The sequence below is a fragment of the Cyanobacterium sp. IPPAS B-1200 genome, assembly GCF_001747005.2.
Lineage (GTDB): Bacteria > Cyanobacteriota > Cyanobacteriia > Cyanobacteriales > Cyanobacteriaceae > Cyanobacterium.
Map to the genome: position 1 here is coordinate 135,464 of NZ_CP182899.1, position 22,197 is coordinate 157,660.

Here is a 22,197-nt window from a genome sequence, read left to right on the forward strand (position 1 = left end):
TTGACGGGTGAATTTCAGCAACATTTCAAGTTAAATTGTGATTGTTTATGTCATCACGTTTGATTAATGAACTCTGAATCTAATGCTCATAGTAAAACCACTGATTTAAAAGAGTTAGCCATGGTTTTTTTTCGTTTAGGGGCGATCGCCTTCGGGGGCCCTGCGGCACATATTGCCATGATGGATGAGGAAATTGTTCAGAAAAGAAAATGGATTGCTAGGGAAAGATTATTAGATTTATTAGGAGTTACTAATTTAATCCCCGGCCCTAATTCCACGGAGTTGGCCATTAATATTGGTTTTGATAGGGGAGGTTGGAAAGGTTTGATTGTGGCGGGTTCAGCTTTTATTTTACCTGCCATGGTCATTGTCTGGATTTTGGCTTATATTTATGTGCAGTATCAAGCCCTTCCCCAAGCTCAATGGTTGCTGTATGGCATCAAACCCATAATTGTGGCGATTATTCTTCAGGCATTATGGAAGTTAGGGAAGAAAGCCGTTAAGGATAATGTGACTAAGGTGGCGGGAGTTTTGGCGGTGCTGGCCTTTTTTTTGAATGTCAACGAAATTCTGATTTTATTAATCATTGGTTTGGGGGTAATGGTTTATAAGGAAAGACATCGTTTTAATGTTCGTAATGCTTGGGTAGCACCAATGACGGTTTCCCCTTTCTTCGCCCAAACTAATGTTAGTGAAAGTGTTGCTTCTCCTTCTGGATGGGGGGTGTTTTTATTTTTTCTCAAGGTAGGCTTTTTTTTATATGGCAGTGGCTATGTGTTATTGGCTTTTTTACAAAATCAATTGGTAGAACAAAATCAGTGGCTCACTTCCAAAGAGTTGATAGATGCCATCGCCATTGGGCAATTTACCCCAGGCCCGATTTTAACCACGGCAACTTTTATCGGTTATCTTTTGGCAGGGAATATGGGCGCCATAGCCGCCACTGTGGGCATTTTTTTACCTAGTTTTTTCCTGGTTTTAATCATTAATCCTTGGGTTGACAAATTGAGAAATTCGCCCCTTACTGCTTCTCTCCTAGATGGAGTAAATGTGGCTTCTTTGGGATTGATGGCAGGGGTAACTTATATTTTGGGTACAGAGGCGATCGTTGATGGGATTACTGTTACCATGACAATAACTGCGACTTTCTTGGTATTTCGTTATAAATTTAATTCCCTGTGGTTAATTTTGGCAGGGGCGTTAATAGGATTAGTGGTTAATTTACTCTGAGGGTTGATTGGGCGAGGTAAAATGAGGTTAGAGAAATTATAGTAATTGTTAACAATAAAATGACTCAGACTATAGATAATCAAAAATATCGGGCAATTTTAGCTCCTAATGCCGAAAATATCACTTTTGAGACTAATAGCTTAAATGATTTTTTGCAGGAAACTTTTGCCCTGACTAAGCGTCTTTTCATTCAGTTACAACGCCGCCCTTCTACCCTCGTGGCGGGGGTTATTCAACCTTTTATGTGGTTAATTTTATTTGGTGCTTTGTTTTATAATGCCCCCCAAAGTTTATTTGGTGATGATTTTAGCTATGGGCAGTTTTTAGCCCCTGGCATCATCGTTTTTACGGCTTTTTCTGGGGCTTTGAATGCTGGTTTACCCATTATGTTTGATCGAGAATTTGGCTTTTTAAATCGGCTATTAGTCGCTCCCCTAGCCTCTCGATTTTCCATTGTGGCTGCTTCGACTATCTATATTATTAGTCTTAGTTTGATTCAAACTGCTGTAGTTATTACCGCCAGTGCTTTTATTGGGGCTGGTTTACCTAGTCCTACGGGTTTAAGTGCGATCGCCCTTATCACCTTTTTGATCGTCTTAGGGGTGACAGGATTAAGTCTAGGACTTGCTTTCGCCCTACCCGGACATATCGAACTACTCGCCGTAATATTTGTAATTAATTTACCCCTATTATTTGCCAGTACAGCCCTTGCCCCCATGGCATTCATGGCAAACTGGTTACAAATCATCGCCAGTCTCAACCCCCTAACCTATGCTATCGAACCCATCCGCTATATTTATCAACATGGTGATTGGAATTTGGCTAGTATCGTAATCAGCACCCCTTGGACAGAAATTAACTTCGGCGTTGTACTACTTCTACTATGTGGCTTTGATGCGCTTATTCTTTTGGCAATCAAACCTCTTTTAAGTCGTCGTTTCGCTTAACTTTAAACCTAAATAAAATCAGGAATAATTAACCATGAAAAACAAACTTGTATATACAACCCTTCTCAGTGCTGCTTTAGTAATGGGTTACGGCAATCTAGCCTCCGCCCAAAATGCTAACTCCAATCAAAATGACATCTTCCAATCCAACGAACAAAACTCTCTTTATGGCGACAGCATCAACCCCATGCAGTTGATACACAATGCTAACATGATGAATCGCATGAATGGAGCCGCTTCCCCTGAAGCCACCAATCGAAATATTCAAAATGCGGCTCAAAGTTTTAGGGAAAGACAACTACAAAGAATGAGAGAAATGGAACTACAGAATAACAACTCAGAAGAAATAGAACTAGAAAACGAACTTTAAAAAAAATACCCCTCTTTATAGGAGGGGTTTAAAAATAATATTATCAAAACAGTTAAGGGGTGCTGGAAAAGGCAATTAAATAATCTGGTTTTGGATTTCGATTATTTCAACCCAACACCCTAAAATTTTAATAATGATTAACCGTTGAATTGTTGGTTTTCGCAAAAATCATTCTTCCCGCAGAAGTCTGAAGGGCAGAAGTAACCGTAACCCTTAATTCTTCACCTACATGGTTATTAGCATCCTCTACTACTACCATAGTACCATCATCCAAGTAACCAATTCCCTGACTAGGTTCTTTACCATTTTTCAAGATTTTTAAATCAATGTAATCCCCTGGGAGATAAATGGGGCGGATAGCTTGGGCTAAATCATTAATATTGAGGATGAGAATTTTTTGTAAACTCGCTACCTTACTCAAATTAAAATCATTGGTGATGAGAGTAGCATTAATATCATGGGCAAGGTGTAACAACTTCGCATCTACGGTGGCTACATCTTCGTATTCTTCGGGGTGAATAACGATAATATCGGGGTATCTTTCCTGCATTTGATTGAGAATATCTAAACCCCTGCGCCCCCTAACTCTTTTTTGGTCATTGGTAGCATCAGCTAATTGTTGTAATTCTTGTAAGATAAACTGGGGTACTAAAATTTGCCCTTCAATAAATCCTGTGTCCAATAGCTGTTGAATACGTCCATCAATAATACAGCTAGTATCAAGAATTTTCGTCGCAACGGGTTTTAGTGTACCTTCCGCCACCAACATTGATTCAATACTATTGGGGTTAATTAACCTCAAAAAAGTTCTTCCGTGGGTATCAGCGAGGGATACTCCCAATACAGCAAAAGTGACACTGCCCAAAATTGCCAACATGGGCTTAAGGAAACTAAACTCGCTAGGAATTGGCAGGAGGAATATGGGGGCTAACATCAAGTTTGCCAACAATAAACCTAGTACCAAACCGATCGCCCTTGTTATAATAACTTCAATAGGAGTTTTCCTGATTCTTTGTTCTAAACGGCGATAAGTAGTTTGAGCAACTAAACCCATAGCTAAGCCGATAATAGAAGAAAAACCAGCGGCTAGCCATCTTAGGGCTTGAATATTAGAGACTTGCCCCTGAATGTCGCCGGGTAAAACTTGGACTATGTCAAAGCCTACTCCCGCAAATGCAAGAACGAATATAGAAATAATAATAGCGTCAATCATAATAAATAAGTTGATCCTTGTTTGGATGCAGATAGTTAATTATATCTTTCAATAACGAGTGCAATTAATAATCATGCTAACTCTTAATCTATTTTAACTTTTCAGAGCAGTTTCCGAAGTTCGGTTATCTTTGGGTATTTGTAATAATATAAAAAAACAGTAATGCTAATTTATGAATGAATTAGATAAATATTATCAAATACTTAAAATAGAATCAGGGGCTAGTGTAGAGGAAATAAAGAAGGCATACCGCCAACTAGCGAAAAAATGGCATCCTGACAATTTTAATGATAGTCCTGAAAAAGCAGAATTAGCAGAAAAAAAATTTTTAGAAATTCACGAGGCTTACGAAGTTTTAAAAAAATCAGGTAATTCTCCTAATTTTGACCAACAAAAAACAAAAAATCATGACAATAATTATGTTTTTGTCAGAAGGAATTTGGATACGAAAGAGAAAAAAGCAGAGTTTTACTATGACTTGGGAGTAGAGGAAGCGGAAAATGAGCAATGGGAGGAAGCTATAAGATATTTTACCCATGCGATTAAATTAAACGATAATTTTGCTAATGCTTATTTTTATCGGGGGGCTGTTTTGGATAAATTGGGTTTTGGGTTGAGAGCGCAGTCAGATTGGAATCAAGCTGAATTTTTTAAAAGTTTACAAAATAGCAAGGTTGAATTTAATAACTATAGCGATAATAAAAGAAAAAAAAGTAAGCAAAATACCAAGGTTAATAAATCTTTTCAAAAAAAGGAAGATAATTTTATTAAATGGTTAGGAATTGTTTTTGGGCTTGTTATAGTGGCTTTTGGACTTGCTATGATTAGAGATACTAGAAATACGGAAAATAATAATCAAAGTTTCTATTACTTCTTGAATGATTATAATATTTCTTTGCTAGTTAAATAGTTAAGGTGCGCTGAATAAATCACAAGTTGAGAATGTGAAATCGAAGGTGTAAACTTTAAGGATAGTTGGATTGTACTAAAAAAAGTTTTGATTGGGGATATTTAGATGATGAAGGTTATTTTTCAGAAGTTAGTATTATTTACTTTCTTAATTGTATGTTTGACGGGTTGTGTTCGTTATGATGTGGGGGTTAATTTTTCTCAGGCAAATAGCGGTACTATAATTCAACATATCAAATTAGGCGAACAATTAACCAGTTTTAGTGAATCGGAAGGTAATGCTTGGTTGAATGGTATTCAAAAACAGGCATTAAAGTTACATGGAAAGGTGAAAAGATTATCCCCAGAGGAGTTGGTGGTGACGATTCCTTTTAATAATGGGCAGGATTTAGTAAATAAATTTAATCAGTTTTTTATTTCTGAGGTTGATTCCAAGGTTAATCGCAATTTGACGGAGAAACGGGAAGATAGTCTCTTGGATTTGGAGGCAAATATGGCTATTAAGCAAAGTAATTTAATTTTTGTTGAAAGAAATATTTTAAATTTTTCCGCAGATTTGACTCCTTTGGGAGTAGTTTCTAATCAGGGCAATATTATTATTTCTTCGGGGGATTTGATTAATTTACAGTTGAGTTTTAATTTTCCTTGGGGGGCAAAGTTGATTACTAATGATTTTCCTACTTGGGAAAGGGAAGAAAATAATCAATATAATATTAGTCTCAAGGCGGGGCAAGTTAATGATGTGACGGCTATTTTCTGGGTACCTAATTATATCGGTTTGGGGGCAGGGGCGATCGCCCTTTTCATTTTATTAGGGTTTATTCTCAAATATCCTCAATTTCTCAAAACTATGAAAAAGGTTAGTTAGATTTTTCGCTGATGATTGTGGTGAGGTAACAATAATCGATTTTTCCTTGCGCATTACGGGGAATAGAGTCCATTTCATACCATACTTTTGGTATTTTATAATGGCTAATGTGCGATCGTAATTTATTTTTTATACTATCAATTATATTTTCAGACATAGGAACATATAAAGCACAAATAACTTGTCCCCAATAACTATCTTTTTTACCTAAAATAACTACATCTTTTACTAAACCTGTTTCCCTAATTAATTCCTCTATTTCTGATGGATAAATATTCTCACCGCCCGAAATAATTTTACGGCTATTTCTACCCACAATATGTAAATAATTTTCTTGATCTAAATAACCTAAATCATCGGTTTCAAAGTAACTATAGTGTTGAGAATGGGGATAATATCCTTTAAATAAAGATGTACTTTTTATGGTAATTTTACCAGTTTGTTCTTCTTTCTTTTCTATATTAATTTCAGCGTGGGGCAAAACTTTTCCACTACCTTTTTTACCATTCAAAAAATTATCTGGATGCAAAATTGTCACCCCAGAAGCTGTTTCAGTCATACCATAGGTTAAAGCTAGATTGATTTGATAATTGTGGCAAAGATTTTGTAAATCTTGAGGAGTACTATTTCCGCCTACTAAAACTGTTTTAAATGGTATCAACCAATTAGGATTATTTTCTAAAAAAAACTTTAATTGAGTGGGTACAAGGGAAATAAAAAAATCTTGATAATTATTTAATGGAACTTCTTTTTTGAGTAATGAATAATCATAAATTTCTAATGTTCCTTTTGTCATAAAAGTTCTAATAATTTGCATTAAACCACTAACATGATAGAGAGGAAGACAACAAAAAGAATTAATTGTTTCCTCTTGCCAAAATTCATAAAATCCCATGGCAGAATTAGTTAACGTTAACCATGTATGAATTGCAAATTTAACTTTGCCAGATGTTCCGCCTGTGGGAATCATAATTCTTTCTGAAGGGTGGCAATGATTTTCTATATCTTCATTAGTGGTCAAAATCTTTCCATCTTTAACTCTTTTTAATAAAGGTAAAAATTGTTTATGATTATCTGAGTCTGTAAAAACCAAATTAGGTTTTACTATTTGATATACTTGCTCTAGTTCTCTTTTTTGCCAGTGAGGATTTAGCAAAAAAATAGATGATTTAGTTAAAATTGAAGCGAAAAAGACACTAATAAATTTGTTAGGATTATTAGTTGATAAAAATATTACATTATTTTTAGTTTGATTAATCTGTTTAATATAATAGTTTATATTATTTATAACAGAAATATTATTATTGTTGTGGTAGCAGTTATTATTAAAATATTTAAGCAGTATTAAAAAGTTTTTTTTATCCACAAAAAAGTACCAAATTAAAGATAACAAATGAAGTTATCAAGCCAATATATAGCCCCCATTTTGCAGGGGTGATTCAAAGTAGGGGTAAGATTTATTTAATCTAAAATACTCACTGTAGAATTGATTAAGACTCTTATTCACAAGGAGTTTAAAGCCTTTGCTAAAATCTATTTAATTCTACTTACTTATACGCCTAAGTAAGTTGGCGTTATTAATGATGAGTTTAGTATTACCAAAACCTTTATTAATAAAAGGCTTAAACCTTTTGACTAGATCGATTTAATTACACCTACCTACTTAGGTAAATTCTGTAAATTAATTTACCTCTATTTTTACAAAAACATCACAGTCATTAAGTATAATTAGTTGGTTGATGAATAATAAAATGGCTCAATAACTCGTTATTTATGCCTTTGAGTTAAATTAAATTTTAAGTAAGAATGAATCACTCCTGCTATAAAAAAGGGGGATATTTGAGGATTAAAACTCAGACTATTTAGGAAATAGCAATGGATTGCACAGCGTTTATATCTAAACCCTGTTTAGTTAATTCTTGGGTAAGAATAAGGCTATTTTTAATCCTATCAACAAACAAAACTCCTGTAAGATGATCCATTTCATGTTGTATTACTCTTGCCATCCATCCTGAAGCCTTTATTCTTTGTTTTTTCCCGCTCAAATTTTTAAATTCTACTTCGATTTTTGAGGGGCGAGTAACATCGAGGAAGACGTTAGGGATACTTAAACAACCTTCTTCCAAAATACATACATCTTTGCTATATTTTCTGATAACAGGATTAATCATCACTAAAGGAGGATTGTTTTCGTTATCAGGTTGAAGATCAACTACAATCATTTGTTTATTGACTCCCACTTGGGGGGCTGCTAAACCGATACCATTTTCGGCATACATGGTTTGAAGCATTTTTGTCGCCAACTCTTTAACGGATTCATCAATTTTAGCAATGCGCTTGGCATTTTGTCTGAGAACTTTATCTCCTAGTATATGTAATTTTAACGGTGCATTTACCTTTTCTTTTTCAACAATTAATGTATTGGTCATATTTTACTCTTTAGTAAGTTAACAAATCTCTTTTCTTTGATCATAAAACATTGTTGTATGTCTATTGGGGCGATAGTAGAAATTAGTTACTATATTGGTTTAACCATAATTTTAGTTAATTTTGTCGAGGCGATCGCCCTTAGCCATCAATAAAAAGAGTTGCTTTCGAGATATTATGCTTGATCATTAATCGTTACTATTCTTGTTTCAATAACCAAAAACCTTCAAAGGATTCCGATTCAGGGGAAGATTGGATGGCGAGAAAATGTACACCGTTGGCTTGTTGTTTGGCACTTTCAAATCCTTCTCCTTCGGCAACGGTTTTTTCATCGGTAAGGTTGGCAAGTATCCAACTATCGCTTACTCCTGTTTCTAGGCAAATACGGGGAAATTGGCCTGTTTCTAATCTCAGATAGCCTAATTCTAATCCAGACATCCACGCACCGAGGGGTAAGGCTCTTTTTGAAAAAATTATGAGTCCAGGGATTTTAGTATTTTCCTTGATGTTGGCAAGGGAGAGAGGAAATGCTTCCCCAAATGCGATCGCCCATTCCCTCATATCCTGAAAATCGTCACTATTGAGGGAGACTAAAGCCCATTTATCATTGCGATCGCCCTTAACCGCATCAGGTAAACTAATGGCATTACCTTGGGGATATTGTACCGAAGCGGAAACTTTAGGGGCCTGATAACCGTCTTGATAAGGGTAAAAATCAACCTCTCTTTCCCCCAACCAACGATTGAGGGCATAGGTATGGCGGGAAGCAAATACAGAAATATTGGCATCATCACAGGCTTTGATGATCATATTATTCATCTGACGACGGAAAAATCTAATTTTACTAGGAGTTTCCCCCGCTTTTTCGATGGCAGAGGCGATCGCACTTCCCAAAGTGATAGAATTAACCTCATTATTAGAACAAAACTGGGAATAACGAAACAAAGAATCATAATCACTATCAATGTCCGTTGGACTCTCACAAATCAAAATTTCCCAAAGTTTCTTATTATTCTCATCAAAAATTGGACGTGAATAGAAATCTAACTCCCAAATTTTTCCCATGTTAAAGAATGTTAAGCCTTAATATAAAATGAACAATATTATCAACCTTGTATCATATCATCCCCACTCCATCGCCATTATTTAACTCTCTAACTTTTTATCAACTGGTAAAATAAGCATTGCTCACCATCTTCGGTTAAAAAGTTAAAAATTGTTGAGAACTAAAGCGGTTTATATTAATCCCATGGACAATAGGAAAAACTTACTTAAAGTAAATTACCCTTAACATTAATGGTACATTTCTTAGGAAGAGGTACTATTTACAATGATTTAACTTATAATTACCCCTAGAAAACTTCAAAGTGTCATAGATTGTATATTTATTCAACAAATTAATTTAATCTCGACAATCTAACTGAAATATATAAAATTAATTGCTCACAACTATCAGTAAATCATGGTATATACTCTAGGTTCAGTAGAAGAATTTATCGCTACTGTAGCACCCTTTGATCGCCTATCCACCAATGAAATAAAACAACTAGCCCAAGAATTTAACCCCCTCAAATATGAGATGGGGCAAATCATGCTAGTCAAAGACAAAATTCCTCCCTACATTTCCATCATATACGAAGGACAAGCCCGTTACATTGGTTATGATCCTCGTACCAGTTTACCCCTGAGTCTAAAACTCGTTAGTCATGGTAATGTAATTGGTTGGCAAAGTTTACTAAGGGGATTTGCCTGTGAAACTGCGATCGCCTCTACCCCCGTGGTAGCCCTTACCCTATCTCGGGAAAAATTTTTAAATCTCCTTGAGCAAAAACAAAATATCAAGGAATACTACCAAAATACTCCTGGATTAATAGAAATTTTTGACAGCCTCGGCTACCAACTCAGCCACCGTGCCACGGGGGAAGGAAACCTCAAAATGTTGAGCCAAGAGGCCCTCAAAACATCCCAAGTAACCCATCTAAACAAAGGGAAAATTACCAAAATTCCCCCCGCACCCCAAGGACATATTTGGTGCTTTAGTGGCGGTAAAATCAAAGATTTGACCATTGGGGCAAATATCAATCAACAGGAAACCATCGAAGCAGAGACAGAAATTCGCCTTTTATCCCTCGATTTGATGCTGATTGAATCAGCCCATAGTAACAGCACTCCCACTCCCCCTCCTGTTGACCAAAAAGATGATCCTTGGCAGGAACATCAACAACCTCCATCCCCAGAAGAAATCCCCACTGTTACGCCCAAAGTTTTGATGGATGGAGACGGAATACCCCAAGCCGACAATAGCGTTTTACAAGAACAACCCCAAAACCTTTTCCAAGAGCCAAAACAATCCCTAAAAAGTTATCCCTACTTTTCTGGAAGAAGCGAAACTGACATTGGCATTGCTTGTTTTAGGATGCTGTGTAAACACTTCAATATTCCCTATAAAGGAGATATTCTCACTCGAGTTATCAAACAACAAGTTGAAAATAGTGGACGATTATCCCTCGAAGTGTGCGGGGCGATCGGGGAACTTTTAGGGTTAAATAGTCAATTAGTAGAAGTACCAGCAGGAGCATTTGCACGACTAGAAGCCCCCATCCTTGTCAAACTAGAAGATTCCCTCGTGGTGATTTACTCCACCAGTGATAAAACTATCATCGTGGCAGATCCTACCCTCGGTAGAATCAAGGAAATGAAAACCATCAATTTCTTAGAAAGATGGGGACAAAAAGGCAAAGCCTTACTATTAAAAAAGAATAAAGGAACCGCCCAACAAAAATTTGGTTTAAATTGGTTTGTACCATCCCTAATAAAATATAAGTGGATGTTGGTGGAAGTATTTGTCGCCTCCTTCTTCGTCCAACTTTTTGCCCTAGCCAATCCCCTGATGATTCAAGTAATCATCGATAAAGTAATCGTACAAAATAGCCCCGATACCCTGCAAGTATTAGGAATTTTCCTCGTTGTCTTAGCTGTTTTTGAAGCGATCCTCAGCACCCTGCGGACCTATTCCTTTGTGGATACCACCAACCGCATTGACATGGCACTAGGTTCAGAAATCATTGACCACCTATTAAGGCTACCTCTGAGGTACTTTGAAAAGCGTCCTGTGGGGGAAATATCCACCCGTATCAACGAATTAGAGAATATTAGGTCATTTTTGACAGGAACTGCCCTTACAGTGGTCTTAGATGCGATTTTCTCCGTTATTTACATTGTGGTGATGGTGATTTATAGTCCCATGCTAACCCTTGTATCCATGGCGATTATCCCTATATTTATTGTTCTTACCATTGTCTTTTCTCCTCTCATTCGTCGTCAACTGAGAGAAAAAGCTGAGCGTAACGCTGAAACTCAATCTCACCTTGTGGAAGTCATGTCAGGTATTCAAACCGTCAAGGCTCAAAACATCGAGTTGAGATCCCGTTGGGAATGGCAAGAACGTTACGCCAGTTATGTAGGAACTGGTTTTAGGACTGTAATTACTCAAACCCTCGCAGGTTCTGCTAGTAATTTTCTTAACCAACTCTCTCAGTTATTAGTGTTGTGGGTGGGGGCTTATTTAGTATTACAAGGGGAGTTAACCCTAGGACAGTTAATTGCTTTCCGTATTATCGCGGGTTATGTAACTTCTCCTATTCTCAGATTGGCTCAGTTATGGCAAAACTTCCAGCAAACTGCTTTATCCTTAGAGCGTTTGGCGGATATTGTGGATCATCCCCAAGAAGGTGAAGAAGATCGGGATAATATTCCCATGCCTGCCATTGAGGGTAATTTGAAATATGAAAATGTATGTTTTCGCTTCAAGCCTAATACTCCTTTACAGCTTAATAATGTCAGTATTGAAATTCCTGCGGGTACTTTTGTGGGTATTGTCGGGGAAAGTGGTGCGGGTAAGAGTACCCTAACTAAGTTGGTGGCAAGGCTTTATGAGCCTGAATCTGGACGAATTATGATCGATGGTTATGATGTTAACCGAGTGGAGTTGTATTCGTTGCGGCGCCAAATTGGAGTTGTTCCCCAAGAGAGTCTCTTGTTTGAGGGGAGCGTTATGGATAATATTGCCCTGACAAACCCTGATGCCACTACAGAGGAAATCATTGAGGCGGCTAAGGTCGCCGTAGCCCATGAGTTCATCATGAATCTTCCTAACGGTTATAATACAAGGGTTGGGGAAAGAGGTGCTTCTTTGTCTGGGGGTCAAAGGCAGAGAATTGCGATCGCCCGTTCTGTCCTCCAAAATCCTCGGATGTTAATTTTAGACGAAGCCACCAGCGCCCTTGACTACAATACAGAAGCTCAAGTCTGTCAAAATTTAATTACCGCTTTTGGCGATCGCACCGTTTTATTTATTACCCACCGTTTAGGAACAATTAAAGGTGCTGATACCATCGTAGTAATGGACAAAGGAACCATCGTAGAAGTAGGTACCCACGCAGAATTGATGGAGCTACACGCCCGTTACTACTACCTCTATCAACAACAACTTAAAACCGAAGTATAACCAATTCAATTATCAGCCCGACTTTTTCCCCAAAGGCTGATTTACCAATCCACCTTACCTAAAAACAACCATGCAATCCACAGATAATAGAAATTCTGGTCAAGAAAATCTCCTCAAACGAGATGGACAACCTGAAACCCCTCAAACTCAAAAAGACAAAGTAAACCTAGACGCTTCTGGGTTTGAAAAAGGAGTCATCCTAAAACAATCCCCCGTCTGGTCTAGGGCTATGACTTGGACTATCATGGGTGTTACTGTATTTGCAGTATCATGGGCATATTTTGCCAGAATTGAGCAGGTAGTAGCCGCCAGAGGACAACTCAGACCAACCAATGCAGTACAAGAAATTCAAGCCCCCATCAACGGGGTGGTTAGTACCGTCAATGTAGAAGATGGTCAAAGAATCGCCGCAGGGGATGCTCTCCTGATATTTGACTCAGAAGCATCAGAAGCCCAACTCGCATCTCTCTTAACTATCCGAGAATCCCTAGTCAAAGAAAACCGCTTTTATAGAGGACTCACCAACTCCCGTTTTAGTACCGCCCTCGTGGAACAAAATGTCATTGATTTGGAATTATCTCCCGAAATTCAGGCCCTCGCCCTTAACCGTGCTTCCATTGTGGAAGAAATACAGTTTTATGAATCTCAAATTGGCACCAGAAACGGTAATAACCTTAGCCCAGATCAAGCCTCCCGTCTGAGTGCCGCCAACAATGAACTGGATTCTCGCTCTCAGGTGGCACAATTGAAAATTAGTCAACTAGAAAGACAAAGAAGTCAAAATAGTAGTCAACTATCCGATGCCCAAAGACAACTAATTAACGATCGCACCGTACTAGAACAAATCAGGAATAGAAATAGGGATGCCATCGCCCGGGCCGAAGAAAGTCTCAAAATTGACGAAGATATTTTGGCTAATTTTGCCCCCCTATCAGAAGAAGGTGCTGTATCGAGGGTACAAACTGATTTACAAAGGCAAAAAGTTCAAGATCGTCAAGCTAGTATCATTCAACAAAGAAGTAACGGCAGAATAGAAGAAGAGAGACAACAACAGCAAGTTCAATCACGCCTAGCTCAAATTGAACAACTTCAAGAAGAGCAAACAAGGATTAATTTGGAAATCACCCAAGCCCAACAAGAATTGCGCAATACCATGGCTGTTAGTGAAAAAGATGTGCGCGATCGCATGGCTGGAAATAACCAAAGACTATCAGAAATTGATAGCCAACTCAACCGCATCATTATTGATAACGAAAAAAGAATCGCTGAACTAGACAGTCAAATTAGCTCAGCCCAACAAACTATCCGTTATCAAGAACTAAAAGCCCCCGTATCAGGAACAGTATTTGACCTCCAAGCTAGTCCTGGGTTTGTTCCCCGTAGTGGTATCTCGGAACCTTTGTTAAAAATAGTACCCGATCCAGGTCCTGATAATCCCCTCATTGCCGAAGGATACATCACCAACGAAGACATCGGTTTTGTGCAAATCGGACAAGAAGTAGATGTGAGGATTGACACTTTTTCCTACAGTGAATTTGGAGATATAAAAGGCACCGTGGAATTTATCGGCTCGGATGCTCTTCCCCCCGATCAAATTTATAACTTTTATCGTTTCCCCGTCAAAGTAGAATTGGCGGCCCAAGATTTAGTAGTTCGTGGTAATCCTGTGGATTTACAACCAGGAATGTCTGTGAGCTTAAATATTAAAGTTAGAGAAAATAGAAGTGTTCTTAGCTTATTTACTGAATTATTTACCAAAAAAGTCGATAGTCTCAGAGAAGTACGTTAACATTTGCGAGGAGTTAGGTTCAAATAGTTGAAATTTACTCAATGCCCAGCTCCTGAAGAGGTCTGATAATGGTGGACTCAGGGGCTTTCTCTGGGTCAAAAACCCCGTCAATGGCTTCTTGAAGACTGTTAGCCATGACAATCCTGTTATCATAAACCACAATCACCCTAGTAAGGGCTGGAATACTATTTTGATCCGCTTCTAAATAAACAGGTTCAACATATAATAAAGACTGTTCGATGGGAATTACTAATAAGTTTCCTTGGATAGCTTTCGAGCCTTGGCGATTCCAAAGGGAGATTTGCCCCGAAATTAGAGGATCTTGGTTAATTAAAGCCTCAATTTGATCTGGCCCAAATACTAATTCTTGTTTGGGAAATTGGTATAAAAGTAATTTGCCATAGTTTGCCCCGTCACTACGAGCCGCCAACCAAGCGATGAGGTTAGGACGAGATACAGGGGTATAGGGATGTAAGAGGATAAATTCTTCTTCATCGGCGATGGGCAACTTCATAATGAGATAATAGGGATTAATGGATAAAGGCTCATCTCCATAAATTTCTTGGGGTACTTGCCATTGATCTTCCCTGTTATAAAATACTTGGGTGTTTTCTACATGATAGGTGAGTAGTCTTTCTGATTGGGTTTTAAATAAGTCAATGGGGTAACGAATATGTCTCAAAATATCTGGAGGCATACTGCTCAAAGGTTTAAAAAGTTCGGGAAATACTTTTTTCCAAGAACGAATTAGGGGATCATTTTCTTCGCTGATATAAAAGGTTGTTTTACCATCATAAGCATTGACTAAAACTTTTACTGAATTACGAATGTAGTTAAACTGATTCTCCCCTGGATCTGAGTAGGGATAATAATTAGAAATGGTATAGGCATCCACTAACCAATAGAGGTGATTTAAGTCATTGGGTTCTCCATCGGCCACTACAAGATAAGGATCTTGATCGTAATAAAGGAAAGGGGCGATCGCCTTTATCCGTTCATTAATGTTACGACGAAATATAATACGAGTATCAGGGGTAAAATTATCCGTCAATAACATTCGCCAATCCCGCAGATGAACAGCAAAGACCAATTTGCGCCAAACATCAGCAATATTAATTCCCCCCGAACCATCATAGCTAGTATTAAAATTCTCCTCTCCACTGGGAAAATCAAACTCAGGAAACCTTGTATTAGTCATCACATAAGTATTTGCCAACTCCCCAAAATAAATACGAGGGCGCACAATGGGAATACTATCCCGAATAGCAGGGGAAGAAACACTCAACCCCCCCGGATCTAAATCTGAGCCAATATCACTGATAAAATAAAAAGGTAATCCTCCCTGCTGTACCCGATTCACTGGAGACATGGTAAAACCATACCCATGGGTATAAATGAGATGTTTATTAACCCAAGTTTTTGCCTGTTCAGGTACCAATTCATAATCTAACTCTCGGGGAGCCACAATTACCTGAGTATAATTACTATCACCCTCATCATTTTTAATGTTATAACGATCAATATCTGCATCAGGAAAAACATAGTAAGGCCTGATTTGTTGCAATTGACGATTTGCCTGAAGGATGGGGCGAGTATCCCAAAGACGAATATTATCAATGGTTAAGTTATTGTTTTTAATATCTTCTAGGGTAAGGGAGCCTTCGGGATTAAAGGTTTGCACTTCAATTTGATCTAAATTAAAAGCGGATCTAGTTTGTTTAATGTTACGTTCGATGTAAGGTTCTTCTAGGCTTAATTCATTGGGCTGTACGATGGTATTTTGGAAAACTTCTATAACTCCCAAACCACCACCGTAAAAAACAATATAAAAAATAAAGGGCAAAAGAGAAAAGGATAAACCCTTTTTACGTTGATTCTCTCTTCCATAACCCGTGATGGATTTGATCAATAACCAAATACCAATGGCGGATGCTATCAATCCCGCAATGGTTTCTAGTGGCAAATTAATGATAATGTCGGTATAACCAGCACCATAAACTACTCCTCTGGTGGAGAAAACTAAACCATAGCGGTTTAACCAGTGAATGATGGCAATGGTAAACATTAAACCACTTAAAAGTCCGTATATGTGTCGTAATTGTTGACGAGATAAACCCTTAAATTCCCCTTCGCTAAGGCTATTATTACTTATTAAATAAATTATTAAACTCGCACTAATACCATATAAAAATAGTCCTTGTATCCAAACATCTAATATTTGTAAGAAAGGTATTTTAAAAATATAAAAGCTAATTTCATGATTAAATAAAGGTTCAGTTTTATCAAAATCAACACTATTAAAAAATCTTAAAAATCTAATCCAATAACCAGAAATTATTAAAGCAAAAACTGCACTAATATAAACACCAATAAAATTCAACCAAAATCTTGGTTTAAATAATACTAAAATAGTAGCAGTAAACACTATTAAAATTTCCCAAATATTTGCTGATATGCCAAGAACGAGATGAGCTATTCCCCTGAGATGAAAGGGTGATTCCACTCTGGGAGTTACGTTGGGTAAATTAATATTTAGTTGCCAAGCCTCATGGGCTGTTTGAGTATAAAAAATGAGGGCTAGTCCGATACTGATACTGAAGAAAAATAAGAAAAGTAAAAGGGATTTTAACTTTAAAGGAGATGACTGAGGCGCAAATTCTTCTAATTTCTTTTTATAATACAGGTGCTGATGATTACTTTGTTTGTAAGCAATAAAGATGTTACTAAAAATAAAAAGTGATGAGATAAAAAAAGTAACTAATCCTAATAATAATTTAGTTTTAAATTGAGTTAAAAAAGTTTGTAAATAACCTAATTCCTCAAACCAAAGAACTTCTACCCCTAAACGGCTTAAACCTATCACCGATAACCAGCCCAACATTATTAACGACAAAAGGGCAATAATAATCTTATGGTTAAAAATAATTAATTTGACGGGATTTTTATAAACCTGTGTCATAGGGAAAACAATTGACAATGAGCAATGGACAAAGGACAATTAATTTCTTGATTATCAATTATTTTAGAGACAAAATACAGAATCCCCCCTAGGCTTATTAGCAAAGGGGGAAATTAATAATTGAGAGGGTCAGAAATTACAAATGATCAACTCCGAGTTGTATGGTACAAGCCAGAAAACATTAATTTATCATAATTATTGATTCTCAATTCTCAATTATCCTATTTCTATATTAACAGCATCAACATCCCAGATTTCTTTGCAATACTCTCTGATGGTGCGATCGCTCGAAAACTTAGCCATACGGGCGCTATTGAGGATAGACATTTTTGTCCATTTGTCTTGATCTTTATAAGCCTGAGCTACCTTATCTTGACAATCAGCATAGGCGGCAAAATCAGCCATGAGCATATATTGGTCATTGTAAAGTAAATAATCAACGATGGGCTTAAACAAGTCCTTATTACCATGGCTAAAATACCCATCCCGAATGCGATTAACCACTTGGGCTAGTTCAGAATTTTCCTCATAATAGTCCATGGGATTATAACCATTTGCCCTATACTCAGATACCTCTTCAGCGGTTAAACCAAACAAGAAGAAATTTTCTGCCCCTGCTTCTTGGCGAATTTCGATGTTTGCCCCGTCCAAAGTCCCAATGGTTAAAGAGCCATTCATGGCAAACTTCATGTTACCAGTACCAGAGGCTTCTTTTCCTGCGGTGGAAATTTGTTCTGATAAATCAGCGGCAGGATAAATCTTTTGTCCGAGGGATACATTAAAGTTAGCTAAGAATACCACCTTAATTCTGCCCCGTACATCAGGATCTTTATTTACCACATCTGCCACACTGTTAATTAACTTGATGACTAATTTTGCCATAAAGTAACCGGGGGCTGCTTTACCACCAAAGATGAAGGTACGGGGTACAACTTCCACATCAGGATTTTCTTTGATTTTGTTGTACAGAGCGATGATATTTAGTACCGCTAAATGCTGACGTTTATATTCATGAATACGTTTAACTTGTACGTCAAAGATAGAGTCAACGTTAACTTCGATGCCTTGTTTTTTGAAGATATACTCAGCTAATCTTTGTTTGTTGGCTTTTTTGATAGCCTGCCAGCGATCGCAAAATTTCTGATCATCAACATATTTTTCTAACCCTTTCATAATGGTTAAATCTTTTAACCAACCATCACCCACTTTTTCTGTAATTAATTTAGATAATTCGGGGTTACTGAGCAAAATCCAACGACGGGGAGTAACACCATTGGTTTTGTTGTAGAATTTTTCGGGCCAGAGGAAAGCAAAGGCTCGGAGGGTTTCTTTTTGTAGTAACTCAGTATGGAGGGCGGCAACACCATTAATGGCATGACTACCCACACAGGCGAGATGTGCCATGCGTACTTTTTGTTCTGAACCTTCTTCGATGAGGGATACTTGCTCTAATAATTCCTCATTGTCGGGGTACCATGTGCGCACATCTTCGAGGAAACGATGGTTAATTTCAAAGATAATTTCGAGGTGACGGGGTAGAAGTTTTTTGAATAGGCTTACTGACCATTTTTCCAAAGCCTCGGGTAAGAGGGTATGGTTAGTATAAGCGAGGGTTTTTTGGGTGATATACCAAGATTTATCCCAATCCATGGCGTGTTCATCTACCAATAGACGCATTAATTCGGCAACGGCAACGGCGGGGTGAGTGTCGTTGAGTTGGATGGCGACTTTGTCATGGAAATTGTCTAGGCTAGGGTTACGGCTTAGGTGTTGTTTGACTAAGTCTTGGAGGGATGCGGCCACAAAGAAGTATTGTTGAGCCAGTCTTAATTCTCTTCCTGCGGGGGTGTTATCGTTAGGGTATAAAACTTTGGAAATGGTTTCGGAGTTAATTTTCTCCTCCACGGCACGGTCATAATTTCCAGCGTTGAAAGCCTCAAAGTTAAACTCTTCACTAGCTTCTGCTTTCCATAGGCGCAGAGGGTTTACGGTGTTAGTTTTAAAACCGGGTACGGGGGTATCATGGGGAATTGCCAATACGGTGCGATCGGGTATCCAAGATACTCTACAATTACCTTTAGAGTCGCAGTAGGGCTGGGTATAGCCCCCTAGTTTAACTTCGATGGTTTCGTTGGGTCGAGGAATTTCCCAAGGGTTGCCAAATCTAAGCCAGTTGTCAGGTACTTCTGCTTGCCAACCGTCTCTAATGAGTTGGTGGAAAATACCGAATTCATAGCGAATACCGTAGCCAATGGCGGGTATTTCTAAACTAGCGAGGGAGTCGAGGAAACAAGCGGCTAGTCTGCCTAAGCCACCGTTACCCAAACCTGGATCTGGTTCTTCTTCTAGTAATTCTTCTAAATCTAGATCTAATTCTTTAACTACTTGCTCTACTTCGTGGTAGATGTCTAGGTTAACGAGGTTGTTGCCTAGATGTCTGCCCATGAGAAATTCGGCGGACAGGTAACATACTCTTTTGGTGTTGCTTTCTCTGTAGGTTTCGATGGTTTTGAGAAAACGATGAAGAATTCTATCTCGGATGGTGTAGGCGAGGGCTACGTAATAATCTTGTTTAGATGCTTTATTTTGGTTTACCCCTTGAATATAGAAGAGGTTATCTAAAAACGCCTGTTTGAGCGTTTGTGGACTCATACCAGTGCGATCGTCTTCTACTGTAATATTATTATTGTGTTTAGGGATTGTTGTCTCTACCATAGTATTTTTCTATACTTCTATATTGTTAAGGTTATACGATCTTTTAAGAATATTGCTATTTTTCTGGAAAACCCTGCAATGGTTTCTACTCAAAGGGTTAAAATAGTATTAACTTTTATGAAGTTTATTAATAAAACTGTTTATTTTTGTCGGTGATGCCTTTTTTTAAACCCAAACAACCTATTCTGCAAAGAAAGCCGTTATCTGTGGAGGATGATTATTTTAATGCCATGCGCCCTTGGCGGTTTAATCCTCATCCTTGGCTTCCTCTTTGTGGTGTCTATACTTGCATTGATCAAAGTATGGTGTTGTGGGGGTTGATTTCTGGGTTTATTTTTCTGGTGGCTCAGTTTTGTCCTTTTAGTTGGGTTGATCAGGCGATCGCATGGTCTATTTTAACCATCATTGGCAGCGGTATTATGATAGCTCTAACCTATGGATGGACTGTCATAGAGCGATTATCTTGGCTTTTATATACTTGGGTTGGCTTAATGGTTTTTGGTGTCATCATGACGGACTTGGCGATCGCCCTTGGTTGGGGTTGGCTACTCATCCACCTATGCAGTTTATGGTTATTGATAAGCGCCATGGGCTACCTCGTCACAGGCTTTGCCATGCGCTCACGGGCTTTTTTCCTCGCCACAGTTATCCATGGGGTAGCCATATTCTTTTTACCTCACGTTATTGGTTGGCAATTTCTTTTCACTGGTCTAGTGATGATGAGTAACTTATTAATTTTTGCCGAAGGACATTGGGATATGATTTTACCCAATGAAAGATTTACTTTACTTAAAGAAAAAACTAAAAACCTTAAAATTATTTCTAATTTTATTCTCGATAATTAATTTATTTTTGAATTCTTTCCACCACAAAATTTAGTTATTTTTGCCAGACGGTTTTGATGTTGACAAATTCTCTGATGCCTTCAATGCTTAATTCTCTGCCATAACCAGAACGTTTTATACCCCCAAAAGGTAAATGAACATCGGATTTTACTAAGCCATTGATAAATACGCTTCCTGCTTCGATGTCTCTGATGCAACGTTCTATATTTTTCTCATCTTTTGTCCACACACAAGCCCCTAAACCCAAGGAGGTATTGTTGGCAAGGGCGATCGCACTTTGGACATCTTTTACTGTAAAAAGTAAAGCCACAGGACCAAAAAATTCTTCTGTCATGGCGGGGGAATTCTCAGGAATATTCGTCAAAAGGGTGGGAGGGTAAAAATTTCCTTTCCCCTGTAAAGGCTTTCCACCAATCAAGGCTTTTGCCCCCATGGATAGGGTTTTTTGTACTTGGTTATCTATTTCCTCTAAAATTGCGGGGGTGGCAAGGGGGCCGATGTCGGTATCCTCCTCCATGGGATCTCCTATTTTCAAGGCTTGGAACTTGTCTAACAATAGTTTCTCAAACCTAGGGGCGATCGCCTCTACCACGATAAATCTTTTAGAAGCAATACAAGATTGACCATTGTTGCGCATCCTCGCCTCTACCGCCACCGTGGCAGCCTCCTCCAAATCAGCATCCTCGAGGACGATAAAAGGATCACTACCTCCCAACTCCAACACCGATTTTTTTAACTCCTCTCCAGCCACCGAAGCTACCTTCTGCCCTGCCAACTCACTGCCCGTAATCGTGACAGCCTTTATTCTTGGATCTCTGATGACCTGCTCTACTTGCCCTGATTCAATTAACAGAGATTGAAATGCACCCTTAGGAAATCCTGCCCCTTTAAAAATAGTGGCGATCGCCAAAGAACACTGAGGCACATTAGAAGCGTGTTTTAACAAGGCCACATTCCCCGCCATTAGGGTAGGAGCAGCAAACCGAAAAACTTGCCAAAAGGGAAAATTCCAAGGCATTACCGCTAAGATAGCCCCCAATGGTTGATAAGTTACATAGCTATGGGAGGCATCGGTTTCTACCATTCTATTTTGTAAAAAATCTGCTCCATGCTCTGCATAATATCGGCAGACGAGCGCACACTTGTTCACCTCTGCGATCGCACTCTGAAAAGGTTTTCCCATTTCCAAAGTCATCAACTTTGCCCACTCCGAAGCATCATCTTCGAGGATAGTCGCCGTCTTCAATAGCTTATCTGCCCTAGACTCAAAAGAACTTTTGCGGTAATTGTCAAAAGTAGAATCCGCCAACTGTAACTTAGTTTCAATTTCGGCCGTAGTTAGGGGAGTAAAGGTTTGGATGATTTCTTCGGTCGTGGGGTTAATGGTAGCGATCATGATACTATACAGTCCTCAAAAC

General features: G+C 38.2%; 15 protein-coding genes. 8 read left to right on the plus strand and 7 right to left on the minus strand.

Going from position 1 to position 22,197, the window contains the following annotated elements:
- Positions 1-66 precede the first annotated feature (66 nt).
- From A5482_RS00630 to A5482_RS00640, 3 genes are read left to right on the plus strand one after another with little or no spacing between them, the layout of a single operon-like run.
- Positions 67-1,230: a chromate transporter gene (locus A5482_RS00630; protein ID WP_069790007.1), complete on the plus strand. Its 1,164-nt coding sequence runs from the start codon at positions 67-69 to the stop codon at positions 1,228-1,230.
- A gap of 59 nt (positions 1,231-1,289) precedes the next feature.
- A complete protein-coding gene (locus A5482_RS00635; RefSeq protein WP_069790006.1) occupies positions 1,290-2,177 on the plus strand; it encodes an ABC transporter permease in 888 nt (295 codons plus the stop codon).
- A 34-nt stretch (positions 2,178-2,211) separates the two neighbouring features.
- On the plus strand, positions 2,212-2,547 hold the full coding sequence (locus A5482_RS00640) for a hypothetical protein (protein ID WP_069790005.1): 336 nt from the start codon (positions 2,212-2,214) through the stop codon (positions 2,545-2,547).
- A gap of 127 nt (positions 2,548-2,674) precedes the next feature.
- Here the strand turns inward: A5482_RS00640 and A5482_RS00645 are convergent, their stop codons facing one another.
- Entirely contained in the window at positions 2,675-3,760 is a 1,086-nt protein-coding gene (locus A5482_RS00645) for a PIN/TRAM domain-containing protein (protein ID WP_069790004.1), read from the minus strand.
- 172 nt (positions 3,761-3,932) lie between these two features.
- Here A5482_RS00645 and A5482_RS00650 point away from each other — a divergent pair, with 172 nt between their 5' ends.
- Positions 3,933-4,670, plus strand: a complete 738-nt coding sequence (locus tag A5482_RS00650; protein ID WP_069790003.1) for a DnaJ domain-containing protein — start codon at positions 3,933-3,935, stop codon at positions 4,668-4,670.
- A 105-nt stretch (positions 4,671-4,775) separates the two neighbouring features.
- The gene (locus A5482_RS00655; RefSeq protein ID WP_069790002.1) at positions 4,776-5,537 is read left to right on the plus strand and encodes a DUF3153 domain-containing protein; all 762 of its coding nucleotides are present in this window, start codon (positions 4,776-4,778) and stop codon (positions 5,535-5,537) included.
- Here A5482_RS00655 and A5482_RS00660 read toward each other — a convergent pair.
- The 3 genes from A5482_RS00660 to A5482_RS00670 all read right to left on the minus strand — a co-directional run bounded on the left by A5482_RS00660 (position 5,530) and on the right by A5482_RS00670 (position 9,029).
- Positions 5,530-6,903, minus strand: coding sequence for an AMP-binding protein (locus A5482_RS00660; RefSeq protein WP_369816713.1), 1,374 nt, complete (start codon positions 6,901-6,903; stop codon positions 5,530-5,532). The two genes, A5482_RS00655 and A5482_RS00660, sit on opposite strands and share 8 nt — an antisense overlap.
- 496 nt (positions 6,904-7,399) lie before the next feature.
- Complete coding sequence (def, locus tag A5482_RS00665; protein WP_069790001.1) at positions 7,400-7,966, minus strand: peptide deformylase; 567 nt, start codon at positions 7,964-7,966, stop codon at positions 7,400-7,402.
- A gap of 196 nt (positions 7,967-8,162) precedes the next feature.
- The gene (locus A5482_RS00670; protein ID WP_069790000.1) at positions 8,163-9,029 is read right to left on the minus strand and encodes a Tab2/Atab2 family RNA-binding protein; all 867 of its coding nucleotides are present in this window, start codon (positions 9,027-9,029) and stop codon (positions 8,163-8,165) included.
- Between the two features lie 397 nt (positions 9,030-9,426).
- Between A5482_RS00670 and A5482_RS00675 the strand changes: the two genes are divergently transcribed.
- Both A5482_RS00675 and A5482_RS00680 read left to right on the plus strand, forming a co-directional pair.
- Positions 9,427-12,471, plus strand: coding sequence for a peptidase domain-containing ABC transporter (locus A5482_RS00675; RefSeq protein ID WP_069789999.1), 3,045 nt, complete (start codon positions 9,427-9,429; stop codon positions 12,469-12,471).
- A 70-nt stretch (positions 12,472-12,541) separates the two neighbouring features.
- The gene (locus A5482_RS00680; RefSeq protein WP_069789998.1) at positions 12,542-14,260 is read left to right on the plus strand and encodes an HlyD family efflux transporter periplasmic adaptor subunit; all 1,719 of its coding nucleotides are present in this window, start codon (positions 12,542-12,544) and stop codon (positions 14,258-14,260) included.
- 34 nt (positions 14,261-14,294) lie between these two features.
- Here the strand turns inward: A5482_RS00680 and A5482_RS00685 are convergent, their stop codons facing one another.
- Together A5482_RS00685 and A5482_RS00690 are read right to left on the minus strand one after the other, a co-directional pair.
- Positions 14,295-17,219 (minus strand): UPF0182 family protein, encoded by a 2,925-nt coding sequence (locus tag A5482_RS00685; RefSeq protein ID WP_069789997.1) that lies wholly within the window; start codon positions 17,217-17,219, stop codon positions 14,295-14,297.
- A gap of 216 nt (positions 17,220-17,435) precedes the next feature.
- Positions 17,436-19,934, minus strand: coding sequence for a glycogen/starch/alpha-glucan phosphorylase (locus tag A5482_RS00690; RefSeq protein WP_069789996.1), 2,499 nt, complete (start codon positions 19,932-19,934; stop codon positions 17,436-17,438).
- 155 nt (positions 19,935-20,089) lie between these two features.
- Here A5482_RS00690 and A5482_RS00695 point away from each other — a divergent pair, with 155 nt between their 5' ends.
- Positions 20,090-20,779 (plus strand): hypothetical protein, encoded by a 690-nt coding sequence (locus tag A5482_RS00695; RefSeq protein WP_069789995.1) that lies wholly within the window; start codon positions 20,090-20,092, stop codon positions 20,777-20,779.
- A 34-nt stretch (positions 20,780-20,813) separates the two neighbouring features.
- Here A5482_RS00695 and A5482_RS00700 read toward each other — a convergent pair whose 3' ends face one another.
- Entirely contained in the window at positions 20,814-22,178 is a 1,365-nt protein-coding gene (locus tag A5482_RS00700) for an NAD-dependent succinate-semialdehyde dehydrogenase (protein ID WP_069789994.1), read from the minus strand.
- Positions 22,179-22,197 lie beyond the last annotated feature (19 nt).

What these genes read in the sequence shown, in the direction of transcription:
- A5482_RS00630 (WP_069790007.1), top strand. Translation starts at nt 67, where the DNA reads ATGAACTCTGAATCTAATGCTCATAGTAAAACCACTGATTTAAAAGAG.
- A5482_RS00635 (WP_069790006.1), top strand. Translation starts at nt 1,290, where the DNA reads ATGACTCAGACTATAGATAATCAAAAATATCGGGCAATTTTAGCTCCT.
- A5482_RS00640 (WP_069790005.1), top strand. Translation starts at nt 2,212, where the DNA reads ATGAAAAACAAACTTGTATATACAACCCTTCTCAGTGCTGCTTTAGTA.
- A5482_RS00645 (WP_069790004.1), bottom strand. Translation starts at nt 3,760, where the DNA reads ATGATTGACGCTATTATTATTTCTATATTCGTTCTTGCATTTGCGGGA.
- A5482_RS00650 (WP_069790003.1), top strand. Translation starts at nt 3,933, where the DNA reads ATGAATGAATTAGATAAATATTATCAAATACTTAAAATAGAATCAGGG.
- A5482_RS00655 (WP_069790002.1), top strand. Translation starts at nt 4,776, where the DNA reads ATGATGAAGGTTATTTTTCAGAAGTTAGTATTATTTACTTTCTTAATT.
- def (WP_069790001.1), bottom strand. Translation starts at nt 7,966, where the DNA reads ATGACCAATACATTAATTGTTGAAAAAGAAAAGGTAAATGCACCGTTA.
- A5482_RS00670 (WP_069790000.1), bottom strand. Translation starts at nt 9,029, where the DNA reads ATGGGAAAAATTTGGGAGTTAGATTTCTATTCACGTCCAATTTTTGAT.
- A5482_RS00675 (WP_069789999.1), top strand. Translation starts at nt 9,427, where the DNA reads ATGGTATATACTCTAGGTTCAGTAGAAGAATTTATCGCTACTGTAGCA.
- A5482_RS00680 (WP_069789998.1), top strand. Translation starts at nt 12,542, where the DNA reads ATGCAATCCACAGATAATAGAAATTCTGGTCAAGAAAATCTCCTCAAA.
- A5482_RS00685 (WP_069789997.1), bottom strand. Translation starts at nt 17,219, where the DNA reads ATGACACAGGTTTATAAAAATCCCGTCAAATTAATTATTTTTAACCAT.
- A5482_RS00690 (WP_069789996.1), bottom strand. Translation starts at nt 19,934, where the DNA reads ATGGTAGAGACAACAATCCCTAAACACAATAATAATATTACAGTAGAA.
- A5482_RS00695 (WP_069789995.1), top strand. Translation starts at nt 20,090, where the DNA reads ATGCCTTTTTTTAAACCCAAACAACCTATTCTGCAAAGAAAGCCGTTA.